A 16,288-nucleotide genomic window follows, 5' to 3' on the forward strand; every position below is an offset into this window, starting at 1 on the left:
GGGACAAATGTGCTTAAATATTGTTTCAATGTAAAGCACGAAATATTAACTTGGATCTAATTACCCTTTATTTACAATGAAGCGACTCCTCAGTTTTTTACTCTTAATGTGCCTTAGTTACGGCGGATTTACCCAGGTAAATTTTGTAAAGAGATTGGAGATAAGTTCTGACTTTTATGATGATACATTTGAAATGCTCAGACTGGAGACCGGGGTCGTGGCATTTAGAACCATTCCTGAAAAAGGACTGAATTTCAGACTGGTACTTCAGTTTATCAATTTGGATTTTGATCTCAATTCTGAAAAAGGACTATTTGAATACCCAGTGCGATCCGGCTATTCTTTGGTAGGGTATGATTACAGTGATGAGGCAGCGTATCTTTTTTTCCAAAAAGGAACTTCACTTAATGCTGATCGATATATCTTCAAGATAAATCTGGAGGATAATCAGGGCTTTGAGTACGAGGCGGATAATTTATTAGGGATGCAACTTCTTGAATTTCTGGTAGAAAATGGCAAAGCTATTTTCATGGGGGATTCAGATGGAAGACCTGCGATTCAGATTTTTGACCTTGACGATAAAAGTGTTCACACGATTCAGGGTATTTACGGAAATGATACTCAAATCATACAAATCCAAAAACTTCCGGAAATTGATGCTTTGCAGGTTGTGATCAGTCGGAAGGGCCAATACAGAAATCGTGAAATTGTAATCAATACCTACGATTTCTTGGGAAATCTTTTGAGAGAAATAAGAGTCGATAATTTCGGGGAGGAAAACCAGGAGATTTTAGAGGGAATTCTTTTACCTCCTGATCGATATCAGCAAGCTTTAATCGGAAGTTATGGTATCGAAAGGCGGGATGCTTACCAAGGAATGTATATCATGGATATTAATGAATTCGGAGAATACGAATTCAAGCTTTATACCCTTGAAGATTTCCCTGGTTTCTTTAATTATTTACCTGAAAAACTGAGGGAAAAGCGAATTGCAGAAGTGGAAAAGAATGCCGAAAAAGGGAAAAGTAATAATATCAGAGAGGTCTATTCTATTCGCTCAGTGGTTCCGGAAGAAGATGCCTATTACATTTATTTTGACCATTATAATATAATTAACAGCAGAGGAAATAATAGGCCCGGTGGCTATCGTCCTGGTCGCTATTATCGATATGACCAGTTAAACCGGATGGGTTATACGCCTTTTTTTAATGACGTCTATAATACCCGAATGGGCATGAATCCTATGGCTATGCCTGTGACCACCGAGTTTAAGTATATCTCAGCACATTTTATCAAGGTGGGAAAAGAAGGCAATGTGATTTGGGATAATGCCAGTACCTATGATGAATTTGGTACTTTATATCCACAACCATTTGGGGAGATGGCTGTAGTTGAAAATGAGGTCTATCACGTTTATGTAAAGGATTTAATCATCAAGATGAGCTATTTTAAAAATGGGGAAAAGATTTTTGAGGATGAAAGTTTTGAAATAGAACTCGTAAATGAGGAAGAAAGAATCAGAGATACGAATGCGGGTAGTCTTCAACTTGTACATTGGTATGGTCCTTATTATCTACTTTCGGGAAATCAGCGGGTTAGATTTCTGGATGAAAACAATAAGGAAGATACCAAGGACGTATTCTTCATGACCAAGATTTTGGTAGAAGGAGATGCCTTTGAGGCAGAAGATGCTCAGGAAGGGAAATAATCTTTATATTTACGACCAAATCCTACTCATGCAAAAACGACTAGTCTTAGATCAAGAAGAGATCGACATCATTTTGAAGAGGTTTTGTCATCAGTTGATTGAGAATCATGATGATTTTGAAAACACGGTTCTTTTGGGGCTTCAGCCAAGAGGGCCTATTTTTTTGGATAAAATCGTTGAAAAGCTTCAGGAAATTTCTGGTACCAAAGTGGCTTCAGGATATCTTGATGCTACTTTCCATAGGGATGACTTTCGAAGGAGAGATTTCCCGCTGAAAGCAAACGAAACAAAAATCAACTTTCTTATAGAAGGGAAGAAGGTGATTTTGGTAGATGATGTGCTGTACAAAGGAAGATCGGTCAGAGCTGCCATGGATGCTATGATTGCCTTCGGGAGGCCACAGAAAGTTGAGCTCTTGGTTTTGGTAGATAGGAAACTAACCAGAGACTATCCGATTATGCCAGACTATTTTGGGGTGCGCGTGAATACGCTTGACACTCAATATGTCATGGTAGAATGGGAAGATAAAGGATTTGAAAAAGATGCAATTTGGATCACTGAAAAAGTAGCTGAATAATATGTCCCAACTAAGTACCAGACATCTCCTCGGAATTAAAGACCTTACGAAAGAGGATATTCAGCTCATATTAACTACAGCGTCGAACTTTAAGGAGGTGATTAATCGCCCTATTAAGAAAGTCCCATCACTCAGGGATATTACCATCGCCAATGTATTTTTCGAAAATTCAACTCGAACCAAACTTTCCTTCGAGCTAGCAGAGAAAAGACTTTCTGCAGATGTTGTAAATTTCTCATCCAGCAATAGCTCTGTGAAGAAAGGTGAAAGCCTGGTTGATACAGTAAATAACATACTTTCAATGAAGGTAGACATGGTGGTGATGAGACACTCCAGTCCGGGTGCTCCTCATTTTCTTAGCCGAAATGTCAAAGCTAATATTGTCAATGCAGGTGATGGTACCCATGAGCACCCAACACAGGCCTTGCTTGACTCCTTTTCCATTCAGGAAAAACTTGGCGATGTGGCGGGTAAAAAAGTAGCGATTATTGGAGATATTCTTCATTCACGTGTGGCTTTGTCCAATATTTTCTGTCTCCAAAAACTAGGTGCTGAGGTAATGGTTTGTGGTCCCATCACACTTTTACCGAAGTATGTGGAAAGCCTCGGGGTCAAAGTGGAATTGGATGTAAGAAAAGCCCTCGAATGGTGTGATGTGGCCAATGTTCTCCGGATTCAGTTGGAAAGGCAGCAGATCAAATACTTCCCGAGCACACGGGAATACTCCCTGTATTATGGAATTGATAAGGCTTTATTGGATTCGCTCAATAAGGAAATTGTGGTTATGCATCCAGGACCGATCAACAGAGGGGTTGAATTGAATTCAGACGTAGCTGATTCGGATCAGTCCATCATTCTCAATCAGGTGGAAAATGGCGTAGCCGTTCGGATGGCCGTCTTATATCTTTTGGCTGGAGCCAAAAATTAAAATTGGTCAGTTCTTGACGCCTTTTTTAAAGAAAACCTTTAGAAATTATTCCAGTCTCTCCATCTTCCACCTCCCACATAGAAACCTAGGGTAAAGGCAAAGTATTGATTTACCGCCTCTCCGATGACTTCTCCTGCAGCATTTTGAAGATTGCTTCTGGGTACAAAATTATACTCTGCGGACATTCTAAACTTGTTCAATTCTACCCCAGCCCTCACCATGGGAGCCCAGGCAAAGTCAGCCTCTAGGTTGCCGATTCCATCAGGATCGTCAAAATCACCATTTTCGAAATCCACACTACTCAATGCAAAATAACCGAAGCCGGCACCTATAAATGGAGCGGCGCTACTTTCTCCTTTGTTAAAGTAATAGTCAAAAGTGCCGGTGACAGAGGCATTAGCAGAAATTTCTCCTTCGAAATCTTCATTAATGTCGAAGTAGGTCACATCCTTGGCTAGGCCCGCCACGCCAAAACGAATTCCCACATTCATGTGGTCTGATAGGTTCACCTTTGGTTCTAAATTCACCACCCCACCAATTCCGCCACCTTGAGGGATAGCAATTCCAAGGTCCATTCCCATTCTAAATCTTCCGGCTTGTTGAGCTTGAGCGGAGTAAAAAATTGAGGAAAGAAAGAGTAAAACGAATATTTTTTTCATGGTATTCGGGTTTTGATTCCAAATTCAGTGACAAAAAAGATTCCAAAGTTTATGAACTTTAGATTTTCTTCAGAGTTTTGCACCAAACGAAAAAGTTATGCTTTCAGTCTCCAACCTCATTAAAAGATACGGCAAACAAAATGCGGTAGATGATATTTCATTCGAACTAGGTGGGGGAGAAGTAGTAGGATTACTCGGTCCGAATGGTGCGGGGAAAAGTACCACTATGAAATGTATCGTTGGATTACTGAGAAAGACGTCTGGTGAAATCACGATCGGAGGTCATGACCATCTCAGTGTGGAGGCAAAACGACTTTTTAGTTATATCCCAGAAACTCCTTATGTCTATGATCTTCTGACAGTAAGGGAGCATTTACAATTCATTGCACAGGCATATGGAGTAAGAGACTGGAAAGAAAAGGGTGAAGAGCTATTGAATCTTTTCGAGTTAGATGACAAAGGCGATAAGCTGGGTAGAGATCTTTCCAAGGGAATGCGACAGAAGGTTTCGATTTGTTGTGCTTTGCTGCCTGATCCAGACATTTTATTTTTTGACGAACCAATGATTGGTCTTGACCCCAAGGCTATTAAAAATACACGACAGGTATTCAGAGACCTGAAAGAGCAGGGAAAAACTATTTTGGTGAGTACCCATCTAATCGATAGCGTGGAAAGCATAGCGGATCGGATTATGATCCTAAAGAATGGAAAGATCATAGGAAATGATACTATTCAGAACCTAAAGGCTCAGGCGGAAGGAAGTGACGGAGCTACTCTTGAGGATTTATTCTTACAACTGACTGAGGATGCGAGAGATTAAACTTCTGTTCAGAAAGGACCTTCTGATCCTTCTGAATAATATTAAGTTGATATTAAAAAACCCACTCAGGCTTCTACCCTATGCTGCTATTGTGGGGTATTTCTTTTTCATCTATTGGATGCGTTTTGATAGTTTTGATGAAGGGGCTACCCAGGAAATGCCTGATATGGAGGGAATCCCTCAAGTGAATTTTGCCATGCAGAACATCATCGGGGGAGTGACTATTTTGGCACTGGGTTTAATGATATTTCAGCTTTACAAAGCCACTAAGAATAATGTCAGCTTCTTTAAAATGGCTGATGTTAATTTACTTTTTACAGGTCCTGTTCGTCCGGAAAACCTTCTGATTTATTACATGGGGAGATCTTTGCTCCCTTCATTGGGTGCAGGAATTCTTTTTGTGGCCTATGGAGCCAGTCAACTTGCTGAGCAATGGGACCTAACAGTTGGCAATATTGTCTTCATGATTTTAGGCTTTGCGCTTTTCTTCTTCATGATTTCCCCAATCAGGTTTTTGGTGTACACCCTTCACACGAAATATGGAGTGATAGAATATATCAGAAATGGGGTGATTGTTTTGGGAATCCTTCTTGGACTGATGATTTTGATTCCAGGCTTAATGGCAGAAAAATTCTGGCAAGGGATGTTTAGCTGGATTGCTTCTCCATGGTTTGACTTTTTTCCACTAGTGGGATGGAGCCGGGGAATCATAGGGTATCTATCTCATCAAAACTTGTGGATTTCTTTAGGGTTCCTTGGAATTTATGGGCTGGCTTATTTTTCTGTGGTAAAGCTGGTTCTTGAGTATTCTGGCTTCTACTACGAGGATGTTTTAGAGGCTACCAAAACCAATGAAGAGAAGATTGAGAAAGTCCGAGGCAAGAAAGAGCAAAGCGAATCTCAAATGAGCCTCAATGCCAAAAAGAAACTGGCACTTCCTGATTTCGGTGTTGGAGGAAAGGCATTTTACTGGAGAAACTATGTGCATTCCTCCCGACAGGATTTCCATCCTTTGTTCGGGTTGTATGCACTTATTTTTGCCGGATTAGGAATTATATTCGCTGTATTATCTCTTTTCGACTGGTTCTCACATATCGTGGTCTATGTGTATATGCTCATCCTTCTTTTGATTTATTTTCTATCAGGAATTGGCAGAACATCAGTTGGAGATTTAAAGAAGCCATACTTCTTTCTGGTTCCAGCCAGCTGGACTTCTAAATTTTGGAATGTCATCAAACTTGACATAGTTCAAATTCTACTTTTCAGTGGGGTGATGATCGTACCATCTGTATTTATTGCTGGCCTTGATTGGTTGCTTATTCCGTCCTTTTTGGTAGCGATAGTTGCTTTTTACCTTACTGGTTTTGGCATAAATCTGATCCCTCAAATAGGATTGGAAGAAAGCTGGGATAAGTTTTTAATTAAGCCACTCATGATCGGAGGGATTCTTTTATTCGGGCTGATTCCTGCAGTGGTAGTGAGCATAGTGGCCTTCGCCATCACCAAGCAATTCGTCTGGACAATGGTTGCAATTTCTGTTTCCATGGCCTTTATCGCTTTGATTTTACTGCATGTGGCATTGGATATATTGAAGAGATTAGAATTCAAAGAGGTTTAAATACTCTGGAATTAAAATTTGATTTCAAGGGTTAAGTCCTTTTGTAGGGAAAACCTGTAATTTTGCAGAATAGATAAGACCAACCATGATTTATAATTCCATCATAGAAACCATCGGGGATACTCCGATGATCCGTTTAAATAAAGTCAATCAGGGAATCAAAGGAGAGATTTTGGTAAAAGTAGAATACTTTAACCCTGGAAATTCCATGAAAGACCGAATGGCCATTAAGATGGTGGAAGACGCTGAGAAGGCCGGAATTCTGAAGCCAGGAGGGACCATCATTGAAGGCACTTCGGGAAATACTGGAATGGGTCTTGCTTTGGCTGCTGTCGCCAAAGGGTATAAATGTATTTTTACCATGGCGGATAAACAGTCACAGGAAAAGATTGATATTCTAAAGGCAGTGGGAGCAGAGGTAATAGTATGCCCTACCAATGTGGCTCCTGATGATCCTCGGTCTTATTATTCTGTAGCTAGAAAAATGAATGCCGATATTCCTAATTCGTTCTATCCAAATCAGTACGATAATCTTTCCAACACAGCCGCCCATTACGAAACCACAGGTCCTGAAATCTGGAATGATACAGAGGGCAAGATCACTCATTATGCTGCGGGTGTGGGTACTGGAGGATCCATGTGTGGAACCGCCACTTATCTGAAAGAGCAAAACCCAGAAATAGTAACCGTTGGAATTGATACCTATGGTTCAGTCTTCAAAAAATATAAGGAGACTGGAATTTTTGATGAGAAGGAGGTTTACCCTTATCTCACAGAAGGTATAGGAGAGGATATCCTACCGAAGAATGTGAACTTTGATGTGATTGATCACTTCGTGAAAGTAACTGATAAGGATGCAGCCGTTATGACCAGAAGACTCGCCAGAGAAGAGGGCTTGTTTATAGGCTGGTCTTGTGGAGCTGCAGTCCATGGCGCTTTAGAATACGCCAAAGCAAATCTAAAAGAAGGAGATCGAATGGTAATCATTCTTCCTGACCACGGTACAAGATATCTCGGTAAAGTATATAATGATGACTGGATGAGAAATCATGGTTTTCTGGAAGACAGAACTTATTCCACCGCCAGAGACATCATAGCGCATAGAAACGGGAGCTTTTCACTCGTTTCTTCCAGAACCTCAGATTCAGTTCGTGAAGCTATTGCTCTGATGAATAAGACCAGTGTTTCGCAGATCCCTGTCATGGATAATGATGAGGTGATAGGTTGTTTAACAGATACTAAGCTATTAGCGAAAATTATTGAGAACCCTGACTTAAAAGATGCAACTGTCAAAGATGTCATGGAAGACTCCATGCATTTTGTTGCTTTGGATAGTACCCTTGATGTCCTTTCCAGCATGGTGGAAAAGGAGAAAGCTGTATTGGTGAGAGATGATTCTAATCAAATCCACATCATCACCAAGCATGACATTCTGGAGGCTTTCACCAATTAAAGAAAATGGATAGAGGTAAACTGGAGTCAATTATCTCCAAAGGGGTAGATTTTGAAATCAAGGACATCCTTACCCGTGGTTGGGAGACTTTCAGGGTTAATTCCATGATGCATATTGGATTTACATTCCTTCTTATGTTCGTCCAGTTCCTATTTACCTTCTTTATGGAGGACTACCTTTTTATCTTTACCATTTTTCTGGCTCCAGCGCTGGTTACAGGTTTTTACCTGATTGCTAATCGAATCAGTCAGCAGGAGTTCTTTGACTTTCCTGATTACTTTCATGGATTTAGATATTGGCTGGCCGTAATTATAGTGAACCTCATCAGTAGCATTTTGGTGGTATTGGGAATTTTTCTTTTTGTGATCCCAGCTATTTATCTTCTGGTGAGCTATATGTTCTGTCTCCTTTTTACGGTTTTTGGAGGTTTTGAATTTTGGACTTCCATGGAGCTTAGCAGAAGATTAGTTTCCACTAACTGGTTTAAGTTTTTCCTTTTCGGATTAGTTCTTTTACTGATTAACCTAGCGGGAATTCTCACATTAGGCGTGGGGTTACTTTTTACTATTCCCTGGTCTTATTTCTCCGTTTATGTGCTTTTTGAAGAATTAACCAGAGATGCGGTAATAGTAAATTCTACTTCTGACGACGATCATTCATGAGTAAGAATCATCGCTTCAAGCCTGTTTCTTCCCAATTCTAAAAATTCTTCAATACTTTTTTCATCTGATGATTTTGGTGGATTCATCTCCTGAGAGAAAATAACCTTAATTCTACCTGGACTCATGAGTTTTCCACCCTTTGGAAGAATCTTATCTGCACCAATAATGGCCATGGGCAGAATCGGGGTTTGAGTTTCAGCAGAAAGTCGGAAAGCTCCTTTTTTAAAAGGTAGCAGGGTTTCATCTGTTCCATTTCGAGTACCTTCTGGAGCTATCATCACAGAAACACCTGACTTGATAAGTTTGGAAACTTTTTCCAGACTGGCCTTTCTTGATTCGGGATTGGTACGGTCCACCCAAACCGCTACTCTATCCACGATTAAACCAAAGATCGGAATCTTCAAAAGCTCTTTCTTTCCAATCGCATGTACTTCCTTAGGGACAGAAACAGGGATAATTGGTGCATCCACAAAGGATCGATGATTGAAAATAAAAATATAGCTCGATTTCTTTTTGATATACTCCAGACCTTCTATCTCATATCTCACCCCACAAAGAAAGAACCAAAGGCCCGCCCAAAGTCTGAAAAAAAAGAAAGAGATTTTAGCACCTTTTGGGCTAATCAAAAGGGGAACAATTATAAAAAGTGCAAAGACCATCATCAATATGATGAAAAGAAGAAGGGCATAAATTGAGTAAATGATCTGAAAGACTTTTAACATTGGCTAAATTCTTTACTTTTGAGTATTAATTGATAATTAACTCTTTGCTTGCACTGGCCTCGGAGCGTTCCGGGGCTTTTTCTTTTCAAGTTTAGCAGGTTTCTGGCAAAATTCATGAAAAATTAAAGCCGCTGGGAATCAAAATTTTATTAGAGATCATCATTTTTCTAATCTGATAAAAAGCGTACCTTTGCAGTCCGTTCGAGTGAACGGGGATGTTCCTGTAAATCAGGAGGTCCATCATAAACATAAAAATCAGCAATCTGATGACCCTAAGATTGTTGACTATCAGGGTCTTAAAAATTATGTCTAACAAAGAAGAATTTGACTGGGACAATGTTCAGCCGAAAGGTTTCGGCGACGGATATTCCAAAGAGGATCGCGAGAAGATGGAAGCTTTGTACGAAGGTACATTGAATGAAATCCAAGAAAAAGAAGTGATCCAGGGAACTGTAGTAGGTGTGAACGATAAAGATGTGATCATCAATATCGGTTTCAAATCTGATGGATTGGTTCCAGTTAGTGAGTTTCGTGACTTGGAGTCTATCAAACCAGGTGACACGGTAGAAGTATTTATCGAGGAGCAGGAAAATGCTTTGGGTCAGTTGATCCTTTCTCGTAAGAAGGCCAAAATCGTAAAAGCATGGCAGGATATCGAAGCAGCTCTTGCTGAGGATAATGTCATCGAAGGTTTGGTAAAAAGAAGAACTAAAGGTGGTTTGATCGTGGATATCTACGGTGTAGAGGCTTTCCTTCCAGGTTCTCAGATCGATGTGAAGCCTATTAGAGATTTTGATATCTATGTAGGTAAGCAGATGGAAGTGAAAGTGGTGAAAATCAACCACGCAAATGATAACGTAGTAGTTTCTCACAAAGTGCTTATCGAGAAGGATCTTGAGAAGCAGAAAGCTGAGATTCTTAATAACCTTGAGAAAGGTCAGGTATTGGAAGGTGTCATCAAGAACATGACCAATTTCGGTGTATTCATCGATCTAGGTGGTGTGGATGGTCTTCTTCACATTACAGATATTTCTTGGGGACGTATTAATCATCCAGAGGAGATGTTGCAGCTTGATGAGAAAGTTCAGGTTGTGGTACTTGACTTTGATGATGACAAGAAGAGAATTTCTTTGGGTATGAAGCAGCTTACTGCTCATCCTTGGGATTCTTTGGCGTCTAGTCTTGAAGTAGGAGCAAAGGTTAAGGGTAAGATTGTAAACGTAGCAGATTACGGTGCATTCCTTGAGCTAGCTGCCGGTGTAGAAGGATTGATCCACGTAAGTGAAATGAGCTGGTCTCAGCACTTAAGAAACCCTGCTGATTTTGTGAAGGTAGGAGATGAGATCGAAGCAGTGGTATTGACTTTGGATAAGGATGACCGCAAAATGTCTCTAGGTATCAAGCAACTTACTGAAGATCCATGGACTAAGGATGATATGGTGTCTAAGTACGCTGTAGGTACTAAGCATAAAGGTGTGGTTAGAAATCTAACTAACTTTGGTCTATTCCTCGAGCTTGAAGAAGGTATCGACGGATTGGTACACGTTTCTGATCTTTCTTGGACTAAGAAGATCAAGCATCCATCTGAGTTTGTGAAAGTAGGTGACGAGCTTGAAGTACAGGTTCTTGAGCTAGACGTTGACAACAGAAGACTGGCTCTTGGTCACAAGCAGCTTGAGGAGAATCCATGGGATACTTTTGAATCTGTGTTCCCGGTAGGTTCTGTTCATAAGTGTACTGTAGTTTCTAAGAATGACAAAGGTGCTGTACTTGAGCTTCCATATGGATTGGAAGGATTCGCTACTGTAAAGAATCTTGAGAAAGAAGATGGTTCTCAGGTAGAGGTAGGAGAGTCTCTTGAGTTTAAGGTAGCTGAGTTTTCTAAGGAAGATAAGAGAATCGTTCTTTCTCACACAGCTATGTTTAGAGATGATATCAAACCTGCTCCAAAGAAAGCAGCGAAGAAGAAGTCTGAGTCTTCAAATTCACCAGCAGAAAAGTCTACTTTGGGTGATTTAGGAGCTCTTGCAGATCTAAAAGAAAAAATGGAAGGAAAGAAGAAGTAATTTCCTCCTAGCTTATACTGGAAACGCCGTTTGATTTATCAATCGGCGTTTTTTTATGCCTAATCCTAAAAAGGGAATTTCCTTTTAAAAAACTGGTAAAGTAAAAAAGGCATCTGGTGAAAATGCATTTTTGAGGTCGCGAGCGGACCTGCCTGCCGCAGGCAGGTTCTAACAGCTGACAAGTTTTTGCTAGTTAGAAAAGGGATAAACAAAAAAAGCACCTGATTTAGGTGCTTTTTTTTTGAGGTCGCGAGCGGATTCGAACCGCTGTACAAGGTTTTGCAGACCTCTGCCTAGCCACTCGGCCACGCGACCATTGCGCTAATGGAGTGCAAATCTAGTTAATATCTCTTCCTGAGCAAACAGAGATATCAAAAAAAATGCCTTTGCCTACAATGTCATCAGACATTAATTTCAAAGTAAAATTTATGAAAATCATAAGCATTTAATAGGGTGTAGTATCACGCAATATTTTTCCATTATTTATAAACATTCTAAATAAAAAAGAGTTTTTAAAATTGAATATAAGTCTCTGTTTATCAAATATCTATAATCATCTCAGATGTACGAATTTGAAACATTCTTCTTATTTCATCCATGTTTGAAAATAAACCCGCGGGTAGTACCTTTGCAGGGGTTAGAAAGTACCAAATAAACTATTTAATTAGCTTAATATATGTTATCCAAACGAGCGCTAATTGGAATTCGGACGAGTCTGCAAGCCTTTGTAATGCTGTTTTTCTTATTCGTAGGAACGCAGGTTATAGCGGCAGACCCTGCTGTTGTGGAGAGTGAAGAAGCAATTGCTGCCGGTAAAACCGTTTTCAATGCTAACTGTAAACAGTGTCACAAGCTTGACCAGAAATATACGGGTCCGGCTTTAAGAGGAATTACTGACAGACAATCCATTGAATGGGCTAAATCGTTCATTCTTAATTCTCAGGCCGTGATTGCCACAGGTGATGAGTATGCAAATGAATTGTATGCTGAATACAATAACATTGTGATGCCTCCTCATACTTTCCTGTCAGATGATGATTTAAATAATCTTCTGTCTTACATCGAATACGGTGACAAGGTGGATCCTGCTGCTGAGGCAGCAGCTGCGGCAGCTGGAGGTGATGGGGCCGGAGGTGGCTCAGGAGGTATTCCGAGCGAATTCCTTACCATTATTTTGGTTGTTCTGGTGGTTATTTTGCTTTTGATTCTTGTAGTCTTAGGTCTGATCACTTCGGTATTGACCAAGTACTTGAACAAGCAGAATCTCGAAGAGGATGACAAGGAGTTTGTTACCCAAAAATTTGATCTTGGCAAAGTTCTCAGAAGCGACGGTTTTGTGATTATTGTGACTGCATTGGTGGTTGCTCTTGTAGCAAAAACAGCTATCGATGGACTGTATACTGTGGGTGTTCAGCAAGGATATGCTCCCAAGCAGCCGATTGCATTCTCCCATGCGCTACACGCAGGAGAATATGAAATTGCTTGTCAATATTGTCATACTGGTGTAGAGATAGGCAAATCAGCCAACATCCCATCAGCAAATATTTGTATGAACTGTCACACACACATACAAAATGTAGGAGGACAAGATGGAATGTCGCCTGAGATTGCTAAAATCTATGCGGCAGTGGAAAATGATCAGCCTATCGAATGGGTGAGAGTTCACAACCTTCCAGATTTGGCCTATTTTAATCACTCTCAGCACGTTAAAGTAGGGGGTATAGAATGTCAAACTTGTCACGGTGAAATCCAGGAGATGGAAGTCGTGGGGCAGCATAGCTCCCTAACTATGGGTTGGTGTATTGATTGCCACAGACAAACAGAGATTGCCGCTTCAGGCAATGAATATTATGACAAGTTGGTTCAACTACACTCTGACTCAAAGGATGCCTTGAAGGTTAAGGATATCGGAGGACTTGAGTGTGCTAAGTGCCACTATTAATTAAGAATCATTCAGCAATTTCATTTCTATAAATAAAATGAAGGATACGAAAAAAACTTACTGGAAAGGGCTTGAAGAACTAAGCAACGATCCTGAGTTTGTAAAGAATGCAGATAAAGAGTTTGTTGAGTTACCATCTATTGGTGGTCAGGACAGCGAAGGAGGCTCTTCACGAAGAGACTTTTTGAAAATGATGGGATTTTCCCTTGCAGCCGCTTCTCTTGCGGCTTGTGAGGCTCCAATCCGAAAAGCTATTCCTTACGTCAACAAGCCTGTCGACATAAATCCATCCATTCCTAATTACTATGCATCGACCTTTGCCTCTGGCGGAGATTATGCATCTGTGGTGGTGAAGACTAGAGAAGGTAGACCGATCAAAATCGACGGAAACACACTTTCTCCAATTAATAAAGGAAAGGTAAACGCTATCGTTGAGGGTTCAGTTCTTTCTTTGTATGACAAAGCTAGGCTTACTGGTCCAATGATCGATGGAGCAAAAACTGACTGGTCTACTTTGGATTCTCAGGCTAAATCAGCTTTGGCTTCAGCCGGAACAGTGAAGATAGTTTCCAATACCATCCTTTCACCATCTACCGAAAAAGCATTGGGAGCACTTTCCGAAGCATTCGGTGGTGCAGAGGTGATACAGTACGATCCTCTATCGAATTACGGAATAAGTAAGGCTGCCGAAATGACTTACGGGCAGGCCATGATTCCTTCTTATCATTTTGACAATGCCAAGACTATCGTTTCTTTCGGAGCCGATTTCTTAGGTACCTGGATTTCTCCTATCGAATTTGCTGGTCAGTATGCTAAGACCAGAAAGATTACGAAGGAAAAGCCAGAGATGTCAAGACACTACCAGTTTGAGTCCAATCTTTCTCTTACTGGTGCTAATGCGGATTATAGAACTCCAATCAGACCATCTCAGAGTGGTTTGGCGGTTCTTGCTCTATACAATGCTCTTGCCAGAAAGGCCGGAGCTCAGACGGTTTCTGCTCCAGCAGTGGAAATTGCACATCTTGAAAAAGCTGCAAATGATCTTTGGGCAGCAAAAGGAGCAGCTTTGGTTGTTTCAGGATCAAATGATCCAAATGTTCAGGTTGTGGTAAATGCAATTAATGAACTTCTTGGAAGCCAGGGAACTACAGTAGATTTTTCAAATCCTTTGCACTTCAGAAGAGGAGATGATTCAAAAATGAATCAGTTCATTACAGACCTGAATGCAGGTAGAGTAGGTGGAGTGATTTTCTATAACTGCAATCCGGTTTACGATCATGCTAGAGGAGAAGAACTTGCTGCAGGTATAGCTAAGGCTAAAGCTACAATCGCTACCAATGGTGTTGCTGATGAAACTGCTTCTCTTGTTAAGATGAATGCTCCTGATCACCATGCGTTGGAATCCTGGAATGATTATCAGCCAAAAGCTGGACATTACTCATTGGCTCAGCCTACGATTTCGCCATTGTTTGACACTCGACAGGCCCAAGACTCTTTCTTGACATGGGCAGGTGTATCTGATTCTTACTATGATTTCATGCAAGCAGCTTGGCAAACTGAAATCTATCCACAAGTTGAAACAAGCGATACTTTCCAGGAATTCTGGGATCGCTCCTTATATAATGGTGTTCTTGCTATAGACTCAGGTGAAAGTCCTGCAGTTCAACCAATGGGTGACATTGCAAGTGCCGCAGCGGCTATAGGTAGATCTTATTCTGCCAATAATACCGGGGCTGAGCTTGCGCTTTATGCAAAAGTGGGTATTGGTAATGGTGCTTTTGCAAACAACCCTTGGCTTCAGGAAATGCCTGATCCAATCACAAAAGCTACCTGGGATAATTATCTGACTGTATCTCAGAAATGGGCGTCTGAAAATGGCGTCAAAATGGTAGAGGGTGCGACAGTTAAAGCTACCATCTCTGCGAATGGGAAAAGCCTTACAGTTCCTGTAATGGTTCAACCGGGTCAGGCAGACGGTACATTTGGACTTGCTGTTGGATATGGTAGAACTAAAGCGGGAAGAGTGGCAAACGGTGTCGGGGTGAATGCCTACGCTTTTGCTGATGCTTCTCAAGGTTTCACCAATTTTGATATTACTGGTGATGTCCAAGTTGCAGTGACAGCAGATTCTTATAGAATCGCTAGAACTCAAACTCACCATACCTTCATGGGTCGTGAAAACGTGATCCAGGAAGCCACTTTAGGAGAATATAAGGAAAATCCTAAGGCTGGAAGATATGAACCAGAAATCTATAAGGATGGTGAGTTTATTAAGCCATCTAAGATATCTCTTTGGAAAGGACACCAATATAGTCAGCACCACTGGGGCTTGGCTATAGACATGAATTCATGTATCGGTTGTGGTGCATGTACTGTGGCCTGCCAAGTGGAGAATAATGTGGCGGTAGTTGGAAAAGAAGAAGTGCTAAACCGAAGGGAAATGGCATGGATTCGAATCGACCGATACTATTCTTCAGATGCTCCGGCTGATGATTTAGAGGGAATGGAACAAGCTTCTGAAAATCCGGAAGTTACATTCCAACCAATGATGTGTCAGCAGTGTAATAATGCACCTTGCGAGACAGTATGTCCGGTAGCTGCAACTACGCACTCTACCGAGGGTCTAAACCAAATGACTTACAACAGATGTATTGGTACTAGATATTGTGCAAACAACTGTCCTTATAAAGTAAGACGATTCAACTGGTTCAAGTACCATGATAACAAGGACTTTGCCGGAGTGAACGTAGCTCAGAATGATGACCTTGGTAAGATGGTCCTCAATCCTGATGTAACTGTACGTGTGAGAGGGGTAATGGAAAAATGCTCCATGTGTGTACAGAGAATTCAGGAAGGAAAACTGACTGCAAAGAGAGAAAAGAGAAAAGTGAAGGATGGCGAGATCAATGTTGCATGTGCAACAGCTTGTCCTACTGATGCTTTGGTATTTGGAGACATGAATGATCCGAATAGCCGTGTATCTAAGACGCTCAAGATTCAGGAAAACACTACTTCAGCTCAGAAGGAAGTTAATGAAGAAAGAGCGTATCACGTACTTGAAGAAATCAATGTGAGTCCAAATGTTTGGTACTTCACTAAGATCAGAAACAAAGACAAAAACGAAGCCTAATAA

Annotated in this window: 12 protein-coding genes and 1 tRNA gene; 10 read left to right on the forward strand and 3 right to left on the reverse strand. The window is 40.9% G+C overall.

The window, feature by feature from the left end:
• Nucleotides 1-76: 76 nt before the first annotated feature.
• From QVH07_RS16065 to QVH07_RS16075, 3 genes are read left to right on the forward strand one after another with little or no spacing between them, the layout of a single operon-like run.
• Nucleotides 77-1,708, forward strand: coding sequence for a transcriptional regulator (locus QVH07_RS16065; RefSeq protein WP_290002411.1), 1,632 nt, complete (start codon nucleotides 77-79; stop codon nucleotides 1,706-1,708).
• Nucleotides 1,709-1,736: 28 nt separating this feature from the next.
• Nucleotides 1,737-2,285: a bifunctional pyr operon transcriptional regulator/uracil phosphoribosyltransferase PyrR gene (gene pyrR, locus QVH07_RS16070; RefSeq protein ID WP_290002412.1), complete on the forward strand. Its 549-nt coding sequence runs from the start codon at nucleotides 1,737-1,739 to the stop codon at nucleotides 2,283-2,285.
• 1 nt (nucleotide 2,286) lies between these two features.
• The gene (locus tag QVH07_RS16075; RefSeq protein ID WP_290002415.1) at nucleotides 2,287-3,213 is read left to right on the forward strand and encodes an aspartate carbamoyltransferase catalytic subunit; all 927 of its coding nucleotides are present in this window, start codon (nucleotides 2,287-2,289) and stop codon (nucleotides 3,211-3,213) included.
• A 38-nt stretch (nucleotides 3,214-3,251) separates the two neighbouring features.
• Here the strand turns inward: QVH07_RS16075 and QVH07_RS16080 are convergent, their stop codons facing one another.
• Nucleotides 3,252-3,872: an outer membrane beta-barrel protein gene (locus tag QVH07_RS16080; RefSeq protein ID WP_290002417.1), complete on the reverse strand. Its 621-nt coding sequence runs from the start codon at nucleotides 3,870-3,872 to the stop codon at nucleotides 3,252-3,254.
• Nucleotides 3,873-3,969: 97 nt separating this feature from the next.
• Between QVH07_RS16080 and QVH07_RS16085 the strand changes: the two genes are divergently transcribed.
• The 4 genes from QVH07_RS16085 (at nucleotide 3,970) to QVH07_RS16100 (ending at nucleotide 8,425) form a co-directional block, all read left to right on the forward strand.
• A complete protein-coding gene (locus QVH07_RS16085; RefSeq protein WP_290002419.1) occupies nucleotides 3,970-4,692 on the forward strand; it encodes an ABC transporter ATP-binding protein in 723 nt (240 codons plus the stop codon).
• On the forward strand, nucleotides 4,679-6,310 hold the full coding sequence (locus tag QVH07_RS16090; protein WP_290002421.1) for a putative ABC exporter domain-containing protein: 1,632 nt from the start codon (nucleotides 4,679-4,681) through the stop codon (nucleotides 6,308-6,310). Before QVH07_RS16085 ends, QVH07_RS16090 begins: the two co-directional genes overlap by 14 nt.
• An 85-nt stretch (nucleotides 6,311-6,395) precedes the next feature.
• Nucleotides 6,396-7,763 carry a pyridoxal-phosphate dependent enzyme gene (locus QVH07_RS16095; protein WP_290002424.1) on the forward strand — a complete coding sequence of 456 codons (1,368 nt, stop codon included), beginning with the start codon at nucleotides 6,396-6,398 and terminating at the stop codon, nucleotides 7,761-7,763.
• A gap of 5 nt (nucleotides 7,764-7,768) precedes the next feature.
• Nucleotides 7,769-8,425: a DUF2189 domain-containing protein gene (locus tag QVH07_RS16100; protein WP_290002426.1), complete on the forward strand. Its 657-nt coding sequence runs from the start codon at nucleotides 7,769-7,771 to the stop codon at nucleotides 8,423-8,425.
• On the opposite strand, the gene QVH07_RS16105 is transcribed toward QVH07_RS16100, so the two are convergent.
• Entirely contained in the window at nucleotides 8,416-9,147 is a 732-nt protein-coding gene (locus QVH07_RS16105) for a lysophospholipid acyltransferase family protein (protein WP_290002431.1), read from the reverse strand. The genes QVH07_RS16100 and QVH07_RS16105 overlap by 10 nt on opposite strands.
• Before the next feature lie 305 nt (nucleotides 9,148-9,452).
• On the opposite strand from QVH07_RS16105, the gene rpsA reads away from it, so the two are divergent.
• Complete coding sequence (rpsA, locus tag QVH07_RS16110; protein WP_290002432.1) at nucleotides 9,453-11,213, forward strand: 30S ribosomal protein S1; 1,761 nt, start codon at nucleotides 9,453-9,455, stop codon at nucleotides 11,211-11,213.
• A 244-nt stretch (nucleotides 11,214-11,457) separates the two neighbouring features.
• Here rpsA and QVH07_RS16115 read toward each other — a convergent pair.
• Nucleotides 11,458-11,528, reverse strand: a tRNA-Cys gene (locus QVH07_RS16115).
• A 361-nt stretch (nucleotides 11,529-11,889) separates the two neighbouring features.
• On the opposite strand from QVH07_RS16115, the gene QVH07_RS16120 reads away from it, so the two are divergent.
• Together QVH07_RS16120 and QVH07_RS16125 are read left to right on the forward strand one after the other, a co-directional pair.
• A complete protein-coding gene (locus tag QVH07_RS16120) occupies nucleotides 11,890-13,155 on the forward strand; it encodes a c-type cytochrome (RefSeq protein WP_290002434.1) in 1,266 nt (421 codons plus the stop codon).
• 37 nt (nucleotides 13,156-13,192) lie between these two features.
• Entirely contained in the window at nucleotides 13,193-16,285 is a 3,093-nt protein-coding gene (locus QVH07_RS16125) for a TAT-variant-translocated molybdopterin oxidoreductase (protein ID WP_290002437.1), read from the forward strand.
• Nucleotides 16,286-16,288 lie beyond the last annotated feature (3 nt).

Origin of the sequence: Algoriphagus sediminis, from assembly GCF_030403435.1 — a bacterium.
GTDB lineage: Bacteria > Bacteroidota > Bacteroidia > Cytophagales > Cyclobacteriaceae > Algoriphagus > Algoriphagus sediminis.

What these genes read in the sequence shown, in the direction of transcription:
- QVH07_RS16080 (WP_290002417.1), bottom strand. Translation starts at nt 3,872, where the DNA reads ATGAAAAAAATATTCGTTTTACTCTTTCTTTCCTCAATTTTTTACTCC.
- QVH07_RS16095 (WP_290002424.1), top strand. Translation starts at nt 6,396, where the DNA reads ATGATTTATAATTCCATCATAGAAACCATCGGGGATACTCCGATGATC.
- QVH07_RS16085 (WP_290002419.1), top strand. Translation starts at nt 3,970, where the DNA reads ATGCTTTCAGTCTCCAACCTCATTAAAAGATACGGCAAACAAAATGCG.
- QVH07_RS16120 (WP_290002434.1), top strand. Translation starts at nt 11,890, where the DNA reads ATGTTATCCAAACGAGCGCTAATTGGAATTCGGACGAGTCTGCAAGCC.
- QVH07_RS16075 (WP_290002415.1), top strand. Translation starts at nt 2,287, where the DNA reads ATGTCCCAACTAAGTACCAGACATCTCCTCGGAATTAAAGACCTTACG.
- QVH07_RS16100 (WP_290002426.1), top strand. Translation starts at nt 7,769, where the DNA reads ATGGATAGAGGTAAACTGGAGTCAATTATCTCCAAAGGGGTAGATTTT.
- QVH07_RS16125 (WP_290002437.1), top strand. Translation starts at nt 13,193, where the DNA reads ATGAAGGATACGAAAAAAACTTACTGGAAAGGGCTTGAAGAACTAAGC.
- QVH07_RS16090 (WP_290002421.1), top strand. Translation starts at nt 4,679, where the DNA reads ATGCGAGAGATTAAACTTCTGTTCAGAAAGGACCTTCTGATCCTTCTG.
- rpsA (WP_290002432.1), top strand. Translation starts at nt 9,453, where the DNA reads ATGTCTAACAAAGAAGAATTTGACTGGGACAATGTTCAGCCGAAAGGT.
- QVH07_RS16105 (WP_290002431.1), bottom strand. Translation starts at nt 9,147, where the DNA reads ATGTTAAAAGTCTTTCAGATCATTTACTCAATTTATGCCCTTCTTCTT.
- QVH07_RS16065 (WP_290002411.1), top strand. Translation starts at nt 77, where the DNA reads ATGAAGCGACTCCTCAGTTTTTTACTCTTAATGTGCCTTAGTTACGGC.
- pyrR (WP_290002412.1), top strand. Translation starts at nt 1,737, where the DNA reads ATGCAAAAACGACTAGTCTTAGATCAAGAAGAGATCGACATCATTTTG.